This window comes from Butyricicoccus faecihominis (assembly GCF_024462775.1).
In the GTDB taxonomy this organism is placed as follows: Bacteria; Bacillota; Clostridia; order Oscillospirales; family Butyricicoccaceae; genus Agathobaculum; species Agathobaculum faecihominis_A.
The window spans coordinates 1-12,628 of the sequence record NZ_JANGCE010000038.1 but is presented as its reverse complement, the minus strand read 5'-3'; the positions used below and the strand labels follow the sequence as shown (position 1 = coordinate 12,628).

The 12,628-nt window shown below is 59.4% G+C and carries 11 protein-coding genes and 1 pseudogene; 10 read left to right on the top strand and 2 right to left on the bottom strand.

Annotated features, from left to right (window positions below):
* Positions 1-10: 10 nt before the first annotated feature.
* Positions 11-721 carry a tRNA threonylcarbamoyladenosine dehydratase gene (locus tag NE562_RS15465; protein WP_280963318.1) on the bottom strand — a complete coding sequence of 237 codons (711 nt, stop codon included), beginning with the start codon at positions 719-721 and terminating at the stop codon, positions 11-13.
* Positions 722-1,021: 300 nt separating this feature from the next.
* Here NE562_RS15465 and NE562_RS15460 point away from each other — a divergent pair, with 300 nt between their 5' ends.
* From NE562_RS15460 to NE562_RS15420, 9 genes are all read left to right on the top strand, one after another.
* A complete protein-coding gene (locus tag NE562_RS15460; RefSeq protein WP_280963317.1) occupies positions 1,022-2,026 on the top strand; it encodes a transglutaminase-like domain-containing protein in 1,005 nt (334 codons plus the stop codon).
* A gap of 132 nt (positions 2,027-2,158) precedes the next feature.
* Positions 2,159-3,169, top strand: coding sequence for a type II secretion system F family protein (locus NE562_RS15455; protein WP_280963330.1), 1,011 nt, complete (start codon positions 2,159-2,161; stop codon positions 3,167-3,169).
* A gap of 16 nt (positions 3,170-3,185) precedes the next feature.
* Positions 3,186-3,497 carry a hypothetical protein gene (locus NE562_RS15450; RefSeq protein ID WP_280963316.1) on the top strand — a complete coding sequence of 104 codons (312 nt, stop codon included), beginning with the start codon at positions 3,186-3,188 and terminating at the stop codon, positions 3,495-3,497.
* Positions 3,494-3,976 carry a DUF4860 domain-containing protein gene (locus tag NE562_RS15445; RefSeq protein ID WP_280963315.1) on the top strand — a complete coding sequence of 161 codons (483 nt, stop codon included), beginning with the start codon at positions 3,494-3,496 and terminating at the stop codon, positions 3,974-3,976. Before NE562_RS15450 ends, NE562_RS15445 begins: the two co-directional genes overlap by 4 nt.
* Positions 3,973-4,404, top strand: a complete 432-nt coding sequence (locus NE562_RS15440; protein WP_280963314.1) for a hypothetical protein — start codon at positions 3,973-3,975, stop codon at positions 4,402-4,404. The genes NE562_RS15445 and NE562_RS15440 overlap by 4 nt, the downstream gene beginning before the upstream one ends.
* Positions 4,401-4,862 carry a hypothetical protein gene (locus NE562_RS15435; protein WP_280963313.1) on the top strand — a complete coding sequence of 154 codons (462 nt, stop codon included), beginning with the start codon at positions 4,401-4,403 and terminating at the stop codon, positions 4,860-4,862. Before NE562_RS15440 ends, NE562_RS15435 begins: the two co-directional genes overlap by 4 nt.
* A 23-nt stretch (positions 4,863-4,885) precedes the next feature.
* A complete protein-coding gene (locus tag NE562_RS15430) occupies positions 4,886-5,956 on the top strand; it encodes a type IV pilus twitching motility protein PilT (RefSeq protein ID WP_280963312.1) in 1,071 nt (356 codons plus the stop codon).
* A gap of 232 nt (positions 5,957-6,188) precedes the next feature.
* Positions 6,189-7,400: a BTAD domain-containing putative transcriptional regulator gene (locus NE562_RS15425; protein WP_280963311.1), complete on the top strand. Its 1,212-nt coding sequence runs from the start codon at positions 6,189-6,191 to the stop codon at positions 7,398-7,400.
* A gap of 222 nt (positions 7,401-7,622) precedes the next feature.
* Positions 7,623-8,060, top strand: coding sequence for a hypothetical protein (locus NE562_RS15420; protein ID WP_280963310.1), 438 nt, complete (start codon positions 7,623-7,625; stop codon positions 8,058-8,060).
* 7 nt (positions 8,061-8,067) lie between these two features.
* Here the strand turns inward: NE562_RS15420 and NE562_RS15415 are convergent, their stop codons facing one another.
* On the bottom strand, positions 8,068-8,706 hold the full coding sequence (locus NE562_RS15415; RefSeq protein ID WP_280963309.1) for a sortase: 639 nt from the start codon (positions 8,704-8,706) through the stop codon (positions 8,068-8,070).
* A gap of 101 nt (positions 8,707-8,807) precedes the next feature.
* Here NE562_RS15415 and NE562_RS15410 point away from each other — a divergent pair.
* Positions 8,808-12,628 (top strand): annotated as a pseudogene (locus NE562_RS15410) (hypothetical protein); the annotation flags it as partial.

Below are 12,628 nucleotides of genomic sequence, written 5' to 3'. Positions count from 1 at the left end.
GCGTTTCTCCTCAGCGGATTCCGGTTATATCTCGGATGGCTTCCCCGGCAAGGATCATGCCCGCGACCGGGGGTACGAACGACACGCTGCCCGGCACCGGCCGACCGGCGGTACCCTTTTGCTCATCCGAGGGCAGGGGCGTGCGCGGCTGCTCGGTGGAATAGACTACCTTGAGGCGCTTGACGCGGCGTTTCTTACATTCCTGCCGGATGACGCGCGCGAGCGGGCACACCGAGGTCCTGTAAATATCCGCGACCTCGAAGCGCGTTGGGTCGAGCTTATTGCCCGTGCCCATGGAACAGATAAGCGGCACGCCCAGCCGGTCGCACGCGACGATCAAGTGCAGTTTGGCGGAAACCGTGTCGATCGCGTCGATCACATAATCGAACTGCGAAAGGTCTAGCGCGCTTTCGGGCGTAAAGAAAATGTTCAGCGCATGTACGGCGGCGTTCGGATTGATATCCAAAATGCGCTCGCGCATCACTTCAACCTTGGGGCGGCCCGTGGTGGAGCAAAGCGCGATCAACTGCCGGTTGCGGTTAGTGAGAGATACCTCGTCGCTATCGATCAGCGTAATCTCGCCCACGCCCGCGCGGGCGACCGCTTCGGCCGCAAAGGAGCCCACGCCCCCGATACCGAACACCGCGACATGCGCGCCCGTAAGCTTTTTCAATCCCTCCGCGCCGAGCAGCAGCTCGGCGCGGGAAAATTCGTTTCGCATAAATAGCCCCCTGCATTGGTTCGTTTATACCACAGCGGCAGGCATTTTTGAAGTGTCAAAACACGCTTATGCGCCGCTGGTGGTATAATTAATTTAATCAAAGATAATTGGCGCTTTGCGGCTATTATATCACACTTCGGGCAAATCAGACAAGAGAGGCGCTCTGGGACTGACGTTACGTGCAAAATAGACAAAAACGCCAAAATATAAAAATGTAACTTGCAATGCGCGGCGAAAGAGATATAATAGGTATAGATATAAAAAGAAAAGTTTACCTTGCCGGAAGGAGGTACTTACAATATGTATACGATAAAAACCCGCTTTGCGGCGTTGGGTACGGCCGCTCTGCTTGCGCTTTCGCTCACGGCTTGCGGCGCGAAGGATACGGCCGGGGTCGCGGCGGATGAACAGACCATGCAGCAAGTAGACCTGAACGAGCTGGTCGACCTGCCGGACGAAGGCGCGCCGCTCGCCGCCACCAATCCGGTGCTGAACGGCGTACTGACACCCGAAGCCTCCGGCGCGGTCACCTATGGCAACGACAAAGTGACGATCGACGCTTCCCATACCGATCAGGGCTATGTGATGGTGCAGTATGCCACGGGCGAAAGCGCGCGCATCAAGGTGCAGATCACCCGCTCCGGCGGCACGACCTATACCTATAACCTCGATGCAAACGGACAGTACGATGTTTTTCCGCTTTCACAGGGCAGCGGCGCCTATCAGGTGAACGTGTTCCGCAATGTCGAAGGCACCCGTTACGCGCAGGAATTCGGCCAGTCTATCAGCGTTTCGCTGTCGGACGACCTGCTCCCCTTCCTCTATCCCAACCAGTATGTTGATTTTAACGATTCGAGCAATGTCGTTTCTGTCGCGGAACAGCTTTCGGCATCCGCCGGAAACGAGCTTGACAAGGTCACGGCGATCTATAACTATACCGTGCAGAACATCAGCTACGATTACGATCTGGCGAAGAACGCGCCTTCGACCTATCTGCCCGATGTGGATGCGGTGCTTGCCTCGAAAAAGGGGATTTGCTTCGATTACGCGGCGGTCATGACCTCGATGCTGCGTTCGCAGGGCATCCCGACCAAGCTGATCGTCGGTTATACCAGCCGGGGTGAATACCATGCGTGGATCTCCACCCATATCAGCGAAGTGGGCTGGATTAATAATGTCATTTCGTTTGACGGAACGAACTGGAAGCTGATGGACCCCACCTTTGCCTCCACCGGCAAGTCCAGCCAGCAGATCATGGAGTATATCAACAACCCGGCAAACTATACGGAGAAATACTGCTACTGATCGTTACGGACGGCTGACATGCCATTTTGGAAAAGAACGACTGAAAAAGCGGCCGCAAACGCGGTCGCTTTTTTGTTATACGTATGATATACTGGAACCAGTGAGAATGGTAAGGAGAGGGGCTCTTTGGAGATGCGACAGAAAAACAGCGCGGCGCCGCCGGAAGCGATAGCCGCCCTGTGCACCGCTTTGCAGGAGCTGGTCGGCGCGGGCGTTGCGCCGGATGAATGCATGCGGCTTTTAGCGGAGGACGCCGCCACGCCGGAGGAGCGCGCGCGCTACAAAGCGGCGGCGGAACAACTGGAAATGGGCGAAACCCTGTCCGACGCGCTCGACGCGGACGGTTATTTTCCGCCCTATATGATCGGTATGATAAGGGTGGGCGAGCGCTCGGGCACGCAGGAAAGCGTTTTAGGCGCGCTGGCCGCTTATTATGACCGCGAAGCGGCCCTGCGGGACAGCATTCGCAGCGCGGTCGCATTCCCGCTGCTGATGGGCGGCGCGATGCTCGTGCTGCTTGGCGTGCTGCTGGCTTTCGTCATGCCGGTGTTTTCGGATGCGTTTGCCTCGATCGGGCTGACGCTGTCCCCGGCGGCGGCCGTATTGCTCGGCGCGGGCAAGTGGCTGGCCGCGGCGGCGGGCGCGCTGCTGGCGTTCGCGGTGTTTGCCGCGCTTGTTTGCTGGTACGATTTGCGTACGGGTAAGCTGGGTCTTGTCCGCCGCACCCGTTTGTATAAGCAGGCTGCGGCGGGCCGGTTCGCCTCCGCCATGGCGTTGATGCTGCACAGCGGCTTGCCGCTTGCCGAAACCCTTTCCCGCGCGGGCGAACTGGCGAACGCGAAAGGTGCCGCCGAAGCGGCGGACGCATTGGAGCAGGGCGCGGGGCTGAGCGACGCGCTCACAAAGACCGGCCTATTTTCAAATGTTTATCTGCGTATGATCCGCGTGGGCGAACGCGCGGGCCGCGCCGAGCGGATGATGAATGAGGTGGCCCAGCGCATGAGCGCGCAGTCCGCCGCGCATGTCGACGAACAAATCGCGCGTATCGAACCCGCGATTGTCGCGCTGCTGGCGATCGCGGCGGGTCTGGTGCTGCTTTCGGTCATGCTGCCGCTGCTCGGCTCGGTCGCCGCGTTTGGCTAAAGGGGCGGTGGAGCGGATGAAAAAAGGAAAACGCCGCTTGGCGCTATGGCTGCTGCTTTTTTTGCTGCTGCCCGCAGCGCTGGCTTTTGGCGCGCGCAGCGCCTCCCGCTATACCGGGCCGGACGCCGGCGAGTTGACCGCGCTGCTGTGCCGCGCCGCCGCGACCTGCTACGCGGCCGAAGGGCGGTACCCGCCCGATCTCGATTATTTGACGAAAGCGTACGGCGTATCGTATAACCCCAAGAAATTTCATGTGTTTTACCAGCTTGACGGCGCAAACCTGACGCCGGATATCACCGTCGTCCCGGCGGAGGAGGCGACGAAATGAGCAAACGACATTCGGCGGATTCGCTGTTTACCCTACTGCTGCTGATGCTGTTCCTGCTCGCGGGGGCCGCGTCGCTCGCGCTCGGCGTGCGTGTTTGGCGTGAAGCCGAGGGCGGCGTGCAGCGCCAGTACGCGCTGGCAACGCCGCTGCAATATTTGGCGGGCCGGGCCCGGCAGGCGGACGGCCTGCGGATCGAGCGCTTTGCGGACGGCACGGAGGCGATCGCCTTTGACGCGGAACTGGCGGGCGAGACCTATGTGACCCGGCTGTACTGCTATAACGATTCGCTGTGCGAATTATTCACACCCGTGGATGTGACGCTCACCCCGGCGGACGGCGCGGCGCTTCTGCCGGCAAAGTCGCTGCATCTGTCGCGGGAGCAAGAGAGCGGACTGGTCCGCGCCGTATTGACCGGTCAGGACGGGCGCAGCGGCGAGGTGCTGCTCGCGCCCCGGCTGGGAGAGGGGGCGGCGGCATGAAACGATTGCCCCGATCGCGCTTGTTCCTGTTTGAATTGACGATCGATCTGGTGTTTTTTTGCATCTGCGCCGCCGTTTGCCTGACGCTGCTCGCGCGCGCGCAGGCGCTGACACGGCAGAGCGACGAGCTGGGCGGCGCGATGCTGGCCGCTGAAAACGCGGCAGAAAGCTTTGCCGCCGCAAACGGCGACGCCGCCGGCGCGGCGCGGCTGCTTGGCGCGGCTGCCTCCGGAGACGTGCTGACCATATTCTTTGATGAAGAGTGGAAGCCCGCCGTGGAAACAAACGCCGCCTTTCGGCTGACGATGCATACGAAGCAGTCGCAAGACCGCGTTGCAACGGCATCGATCGCGGTCGATCGACTGACCGATGGCGGCTCCGTTTATCAGCTCACGACCAAACGGTTTGTAAGGGGGGCGGGCCAATGAGCAAGAAGGAGCGGGCGTCCGCTTCGGTATTCGGCGGGCCAACCGTGTTGACCGTGCTGCTGATATTGCTGTTCGCGCTGTTTTCCATGCTGGCCCTTTCGCGGGCGCAGACGGCGCGAACGCTTGCGGGCCGCACCGCCGATACCGCGCAAGCATACTACGAAGCCGCCGGAAAAGCCGAGACCGTGCTGGCGGCGCTGGACGGCGCCGCGGCGCAGGCGCCCGCAAGCTGCGGAGCGCTTGCCGTGGCCGCCGCCGAGGAACAGGGGGCCGCGGACGCGTCTTTTGACGGCAGCGAGTTTTCCGCGCGGTTTCAAGCGGGCGCGCAGGGGAGCTATGTGCTCCGTATACGCCTGCAAGCCGAACCAAACGGCGAGACGGCGTATACCGTTCTTTCCGGCCATATTGTGCCGGATGATCCCGCCGATACCGATACGACCCTGCCTGTTTACCAATAGCGAAGGATTGTGAGTGAATAACCATGGATTTGACCGAATTTTTTAAAAATGTAGTGGAAAAGCATGCGTCGGATGCGTTCTTCGTCGCCGGCATGCCGCCCGCGTATAAGCTGGACGGCGTGCTCTGCCGCCATACGGAAACGCGCCTAATGCCCGCGGATACCGCCGCGATCGTGGCGGAGATTTACAACATGGCGCAAAACCGCCCGATGGCGCGGCTGGAACAAACCGGCGAGGATGATTTTGCTTTTTCCGTGCCCGGCATGTCCCGGTTCCGCGCGAATGTGTACCGCCAGCGCGGCTCGCTCGCGGCGGTCGTGCGCATCATCACCTTCGATCTGCCCGACCCCGGCACGCTGCACATCCCGGATGAAGTGATGGCGCTGGCGGATCTGGCCCACGGGCTGATGCTGGTCACCGGTCCGGCGGGCAGCGGCAAAACGACCACGCTGGCCTGCCTGATTGACCGTATCAATAGCACCCGCGAGGGGCATATCGTCACGCTGGAGGACCCGATCGAGTACCTGCACCATCACAAAAAGTCCATTGTCTCCCAGCGCGAGATCGGCGTCGACACGGAAGGGTATGTGCCCGCGCTGCGCGCCGCGCTGCGGCAAGCGCCGGACGTCATTTTGCTGGGCGAGATGCGCGATTATGAGACCATCCGCACCGCGATGACCGCGGCGGAGACCGGCCATCTGGTCATATCCACCCTGCATACCACCGGCGCGGCCAACGCGATCGACCGCATCGTGGACGCTTTTCCGCCCGCCCAGCAGGCGCAGGTGCGCATGCAGCTTTCCATGGTGCTGCGCGCCGTCGTCAGCCAGCAGCTGGTGCAGGGCGACCACCGGGTCGAACCCGCCTTTGAGATCATGCGCGTCAATCCAGCCGTGTCCAATTTGATCCGCGATGCGAAGCAGCATCAGCTTGGCGCGGTGCTGCAATCCTCCGCGGCGGAGGGAATGCGCACGATGGACGGCGATCTGCTGCGCCTGTTCCGCGCGGGCGTGATCACTGCGGAAAACGCGCTGCATTGCAGTATAGACCGCGAACAAATGACAAAACGCCTAAAATCGCTACAAAACCAGTAAAAACGACTGGTTGTTCATCATTGCACGGGCGTGTCGGATGCAAGTTAGCCTTCCCTTTTGTAACCTATTGTGGTATAATAATCGCCATTAGATAATGTTCACATCCGGATTTAACTGATTATGCAGGCAGCGGCGCTTAGAGAAATGTTGAATTCTTTCTTTTATCCAGCCGCTGTGGAGTAAAAGCTGCTCATAAAACGGAAGGAAGGCGTTGCAAGTGCAGGAGAGTTATATGCCGCACATAACCGTGCGAATGTTCGGTGAATTCACTGTTTCAATCGATGGCAAGGTGGTCAGCGAGCCTCTGCGTCATGCAAAGAAATTGCGCGGCGTATTGCAGTACTTGCTGCTGCACGCGGACCGGCCGGTTTCCCACAGCGAGCTGTATGATACCTTTTGGCCGGAGGAGCGCAGCGCCAACCCGCGCGGCGCGCTGAAAACGCTGATCCACCGGCTGCGCGCGGCGCTGGTCGAAGGCGGCGCGGACGGCGACATCCCGTTTTTCCTCGTGCAGCAGGGCAGCTACCAGTGGAACCCTGCGCTGGAAGCGCAGATCGACGCGGTCGAGTTCGAGGAGGCTTGCCGCCGTCTGAGCGACAGCACCTTGACGCAGAAGAAGCGCACCGAGCTGCTGCTGCGCCTCAGCGATCTGTACAGCGGCCGCTTTTTGGATGGTTCCGAGCTTTGGATGGCTACGCCCGCGGCCTATCTGCATGAATGCTACCGCAAGGTCATCAGCGAGCTATGCGACTATTACCAGCGGCAGGACGAACCGGAGCAGGTCATCACGCTTTGCCGCAAGGCGCTGCGGTTTGACGAGCTGGATGAGGAACTGAACTATGCGCTCATCCTCGCGCTGACCGACGCGGGCCGCTCGCAGGACGCGCTCACCCAATATCAGCACGTGACCGAGCTATATTATTCCGAGCTTGGCGTGCAGGTTTCCGACGAGTTGCGCGCTCTTTACCGCCGCATTGCCGAAGCAGAGCAATCGATGGACCTTGATATTGACAATGTGCGCGGCGTTTTGGAGGAGAAGGATTCCTCTTCATCCGGCGCGTACGTATGTGAATACGGCATCTTTCAGGATATTTTCCGCATCGAGGAACGGTGCCTCGCGCGGTACGGCGGCCGCATTTTTCTGGGCCTGCTCACGGTGACCGGCGCAAAATGCGAGACCCCTACGCCCGATGTGCTGACCAAAGCGATGGACCGGCTGCTTGCCGCCGCCTGCCAAAGTCTGCGCCGCAGCGATGTGATCGCGCGGTATAGTCAGGCGCAGTATGTGGTGCTGCTTTCTACGGTTACATATGAAACCGGCAGTATGGTGCTAGAGCGCATTCAGAAGCTGTTCCGGCGCGATAACCCGCGTATTCCGGTCAGCGTTTCCTGCAAGCTGCGCCCCCTGCGCCCCTCGCACGAGGAAAACGGGCAGGCGGGATAAGAAAAAATAAAAAGCGTTACCGCTTATAAAGCGGTAACGCTTTTTTGTCCGTTTAGATAAGTTGGAATGGTTATTTATATGAAAAATGCACACAAACTGTTTGGGAAATGGCAAAAATCTTTGCATGGCGCGCAAGAATGTAACCGGGATATAACCGGGCCGCGCTATACTGTTCCTATAACCTAAGAGCAGTATGAAAGGAGCGGATGCGTCATGTTGGCAATGCCTAACGCGATGCCCTACCAAAACCGACAGTTCTTCCTCTGTATCGATGAATATAACAATGGGGAGCCCGCCGGAAGGCTATACAGCGGCGTGAGCCAGAAAACATTCCGTTTTAGCGCGCTGCTGCCCCTACTGCGCGAGCTGGACGGCACGCTGGATCGTGAAACAGCCGCCGAGCGGTTTGATACGTACCGTTCTTTTGGCCCGACCGATCAGGTGCGGGCGGGGGAGTGGCGCGAGGTATCGCACACCCCGGGACGGATCGCCACGGTAATCGTGCGCGTGCACTTCCGGCAAAACGCCACTTGGCAGGGCGAAGCGGTGTGGATGGAAGAGAAGAAGACCCGCTGCTTCCGCAGCGCGTTGGAGCTTTTGTTCCTGATCGATTCCGCCATGCAGGCACAGGCCGAGCGGCAGGAGCTTGCGGGAAGCTGAGGCCCGCCTACGAAAGCGGCGCGGTTTCCGTCAGTTCGGCCTGAACAACGAGACGGTGCGTGGATACCATGTAAGGCGTGCAGGTAAACAGCGTTATGACCGCGTCGCGGCCCTCCACCGGTTCGGTGATCCAAAATTCGGTCGGCTCTACCGTCATGGTGCGGAACACCTCGTAGGTATAGCGATTTTCCTGATCGGACAACAAAATGGTGTCGCCGGTTTCGACCAGATCCAAATGGCGCAGCAGGTCGCGCGGCCGGTGCCCGGCCAACACGCAGTTGCCCGTTTGCCCGGGCAGCGCCGTGCCGCCCATATGCCCCACGCCAAGGCGGAGCGCGGGCTGGTCCACCCCTTCGACGATATTGTCCGCCGCTTGCAGGCGCGGTATCTTGATAATGCCCGCCTGCATCGGCTCGGCATCGGCTGCGGGCTCGTTTTCCGCTTCTTCACCGGGCAGAACAGCCAGCGGCTGTTCCGGGGCGCTGGTTTCCACCCATGTATCGGAAACCGGCGCGGGATCGTCCGGCACGGCTTGCCGCCCAAGCAGCGCCCCCCAAGGGTAGTGCATGCCTTCATATAGCAAACCGGCCGCGGCGAGGGATAGGCCTAACAGTAATATCCACTTTCCCCATCTTCTTTTAGTCATTTAATCACCTTCACAATTTTAGCGTACCCGGGAATGGGGGCGCTGTCAATTAAAATTTTTCACCGGTGTATCCGGCCTTTTTGGAAAGGGAGTTCTTTCTTATGCGTACCAAGTATTTCATTCGCCGTTTCGGCGCGCTGGCCCTAGCGGCGGCGACGCTGATCTCGGGCACCGGCATTCCTGTCGCCGGCGCTGCGGGCGGCGAAATTGTGACGTATGATGGTTCGGCGGTCTTGGTGCATACCGAAGCCGCGCTTAATATCTTTCAAGGGTTGGACGCTGCCGAAGCACCGTCTGATGCGCAAGCGGCGCTTGACGGCTATACCCTCGTGGATCACAGCGCGCCACAAAACGGCGTGCAGTTCTACACCGCCTATAGGCGGCTGGTGGGCGGCGATGTGACCGCCGCGCCCTCGTATCAGTTCCTGCTCATTGCGGAGAATCTGGGGGGAAAACCAGCTGTTATTGATACCGTGAACGGGATGCCGCCCTCTGATACCGTGGTGTATACGGAAGGGGAAGCGCCCGTACAGAATATCTCGAACGAGCTTAAGGCACCCGCGGAAGAGCGGGCCGATCAGGAGCAGGGCGAAACGCCGGACGGACCGCAAGCTCCAAGCGATCCGGCAAACCCGGATGAACCCACAGTTCCGGATGAACCGTCGATCGATGCGCAGCCTGCACAGCCCGCTGATCCGTCCGCCGCTATCGATCCCGATATGACGGTAGAGCCGGAAGCGCCGCAGAAAAGCGACGCGGCGCCCGCGCCCGTGGAACCGCAACCGGAATCCACGCCTGCACCGGAGTCCGTTCCAGCCCCAGAACCCGCGCCCGAACCGACCCCGGAACCCACGCCGGAACCCACGCCGGAACCCACGCCCGAGCTCGCGCCGGAAACAGCGCCCGCACCCGAAGGAGAGCCATCGCCCGCGGTGGCGTTTTTCACCCCGCGCACTCGTGTGATCGGGCCGCGCGCCGTGATGACAAACGGAACGGACGAGGGCGTGGCAGGGGAAGACGGCGTACCGCTTGCTTCCGGTTGGGTCATTCAGCCGGGCGGCGTGAGCGGATACACCTTTACCGTAAACGGCAGTCATGCCAGCCAGACGGTGCGCCTGTACGGCGAAAATGTACGGCCGGATGAGCAACCGGATAACGCGCTCACCGGTAAGATCGATCCCCAAAAGGTATTCGGTATTCGCTATGACTGCGTGCTCGATCCCTTTGTAACCTTAAACGACATTGCGGGAAAGCGCATAACCGTCGACCTGACGGACTTTGGCAAAATATTCGAGCTGAACGGTCTGGACGGCGCGAACAATAACGGTGCCGCGCCGCTGAAACTGAAGGATGGGACTGCGCTCGGCACGATCACGGTCGATACCGCAAATTCGACCGCGACGATCGCGTTCAACAGCGAGTTTGTTGAAAATAAGCGTTCGCTGTCCTTCTACTTCTGGATGAGCTGCTCGATGAAAGACGACGCCGGACAGGGCGAAAAGCCGGATTCCATCCATCTGGGCGATACGACGATCGAGCTGGATTGGGACAATGTAGTACAAAAGCAGCCGCTTTGCACGATCAGCAAAAAAGTAAAGACTTATGATGCGGCAACGCGCACGATCACCTGGGAAATCGTTCTGACGCCGCAAAACGGCGCGTCCCTCGCTGGCGCGACGTTGACCGACGAGCTGTCGACGGCTGAAGCGGAGTTTACTGGCCTGCGTGTGAACGATGCGGAGATCGCGCTGAACGACAATAGCGCTGTGCGGATCGAAGGCAATAAGCTGACCTTTACGTTTGCGGACGATGAGCAGGTCTGGCCCAAAAACAAGGCGGCCACCGCACAGATCAAAACGCAGCTGAAATCGGGCTTTTTTGCGGATGGCGCGAGCCAATGGGATATCACCAATACGGCGTCCGTTAAAAGTTCGGAAACCAATCAGTTTTCCGAACCGGCGCCTGCAACGGCGGAAAAAACGTTTAAAACGAAGTTTTTGACCAAAGCCGGCACATACAACGGCGCGGCGTCCAACACAATCACTTGGACGATCAAAATCAATAGTATCCCGTTTTCGGTGAAAAATCTAAAAATTTACGACCTGCTGCCCGCGGATGTGCAGATAGACGAGAAGGCGCAGATCAACACCGCATTTCAGACAGAGATATTCAAGATCGATGCGGGGAACAAAGCGGAATGGGCGGCAAAGGAAGAACTGCCGCAGGCGCTTCGCGACGAGATTTCCACGACCGGCGAACATCCCCGCCAACTGATCATCCTTTCTCAAAAGGGAGAAAGCTTGTCGGCGGGCAGTTATACGTTCCAGTTTACGACCAAGGTGCTGCAGGATGCCGGTTCGGGTTTCTCGACGAAAAACACGGCCTATCTGACCTATGACATCCCGGGCGTTGGCGACGGCGACGGCGGACATCATGTGACCGAGCCGGGCGCGGCTTCCAATAACGTGGGTTTTGTGCAGGCTGCGATCGATAAAAACGTAAGCTATGACCGCTCGACCCGCCGCTTCAAGTGGACGATCGATGTGAACAACAACAAGCAAAATCTGACCGGCGGCATTCGGATCGAGGACAATTTAAAGCAAGCGCTCAAATCAGCCAACGCAAAAGAAAAGAGCGAATTCAGGCCGGAGACCCTCAAGTGGTGGAAGGACGGCGGATCGCCCGTAGCGGTCGAAAAGCTGGATGCGCCGCCGACCGACAAGACTTCTTACCCTATGAAACCAGCCTATTTCTACGACGCGGAAACGGAACTGCTGACGATCTACGTACAGGAAATGAAGGGCGAGACCTACCATTTCTCGTTCGAGACCGAGGGCGTGGGCAAAACGTTCTTTGGGCTGCAAAACGTTTGGTATACCAGCAATACGGTAAAGAATGTAACGAACCGTGCAACGCTGTACGCAAACGGGGTGGAGGCCACGGATCAGGTATCCAAAGACGTGGTAAGTCAGGAAATCAACAAGACCATGGGCGCGCCCGTGGGAGAGTCCGCGGCGTATAATCCGCAAGACAACACCCTTTGGTGGATGATCCATCTCAATATGGACGGCCGCCATCTGGATGAAGCGACCGTAACCGATACGCTGCCCGCGGCGCTCAGCTATGCGGAGGAGTATAAGCTCTATACCGGCAAGCTGAGCACTTCGGATACGCTCCAAAGAGTCAAGGCCGTACAGGCCGATCTGTCGCCGTCGGTCAACGGAAATCAAGTAACGTTCCATTTCGGCGACCTCATGCGAAACGGCGAGCGGTACATCCTTTATGTTAAAACGCGCGTTGACCCGCAAAAGCTAAACGGTAAATTAACGCTTAGAAACATTGCCGCGATAAACGGCAAGGAAGACGGGCACGATCTGTTTGCCAAGGACTATCAAGAGTATACGATTGACAAACGGTCCGTCACCAAATCCGGCAAGCAGCAGACCGACGCGGACGGCGGCGCGCTTCTCGCGGTCGACTGGACGATCGACGTGAATAAGGACGGCAAGGCCAACGGCTATGAAAAGCCGGCGGTAATCGATAAGCTGGAAACCGGCCTGTCCCTCCGGTGGGAGAATGGCGATTACGCCGTGTCGATCAAGCGGCTGCGGTGGAACGGAAAGGCGTTCGTCGCGGAGCAAACGGAGCTGGCGCAGGCGCTTCGGTCGCAGTGGCGCTACGACGAAGCGGAAAACACCTTTGCCTTTGAACTGCCGAAAAACGAAAGCGGCAATTATGACGCTTACCGCCTTGTACTGACCACCGACGTGGACCCGGAGCTTGCGGGCCAGTCGATTACGAACAAGGTTTCCTATTCGGCGCAGACCGGCGAGATCGGCGGCGGCAGCGGCACCGTGGAGATCCGGCAGTTCGGCGCGGGCGGCAGCGGCGCCGAGGGGGGGCCCCCCCCCCCCCCCCCCCC

What these genes read in the sequence shown, in the direction of transcription:
- NE562_RS15415 (WP_280963309.1), bottom strand. Translation starts at nt 8,706, where the DNA reads ATGACTAAAAGAAGATGGGGAAAGTGGATATTACTGTTAGGCCTATCC.
- NE562_RS15465 (WP_280963318.1), bottom strand. Translation starts at nt 721, where the DNA reads ATGCGAAACGAATTTTCCCGCGCCGAGCTGCTGCTCGGCGCGGAGGGA.
- NE562_RS15420 (WP_280963310.1), top strand. Translation starts at nt 7,623, where the DNA reads ATGCCTAACGCGATGCCCTACCAAAACCGACAGTTCTTCCTCTGTATC.
- NE562_RS15425 (WP_280963311.1), top strand. Translation starts at nt 6,189, where the DNA reads ATGCCGCACATAACCGTGCGAATGTTCGGTGAATTCACTGTTTCAATC.
- NE562_RS15435 (WP_280963313.1), top strand. Translation starts at nt 4,401, where the DNA reads ATGAGCAAGAAGGAGCGGGCGTCCGCTTCGGTATTCGGCGGGCCAACC.
- NE562_RS15430 (WP_280963312.1), top strand. Translation starts at nt 4,886, where the DNA reads ATGGATTTGACCGAATTTTTTAAAAATGTAGTGGAAAAGCATGCGTCG.
- NE562_RS15445 (WP_280963315.1), top strand. Translation starts at nt 3,494, where the DNA reads ATGAGCAAACGACATTCGGCGGATTCGCTGTTTACCCTACTGCTGCTG.
- NE562_RS15450 (WP_280963316.1), top strand. Translation starts at nt 3,186, where the DNA reads ATGAAAAAAGGAAAACGCCGCTTGGCGCTATGGCTGCTGCTTTTTTTG.
- NE562_RS15460 (WP_280963317.1), top strand. Translation starts at nt 1,022, where the DNA reads ATGTATACGATAAAAACCCGCTTTGCGGCGTTGGGTACGGCCGCTCTG.
- NE562_RS15440 (WP_280963314.1), top strand. Translation starts at nt 3,973, where the DNA reads ATGAAACGATTGCCCCGATCGCGCTTGTTCCTGTTTGAATTGACGATC.
- NE562_RS15455 (WP_280963330.1), top strand. Translation starts at nt 2,159, where the DNA reads ATGCGACAGAAAAACAGCGCGGCGCCGCCGGAAGCGATAGCCGCCCTG.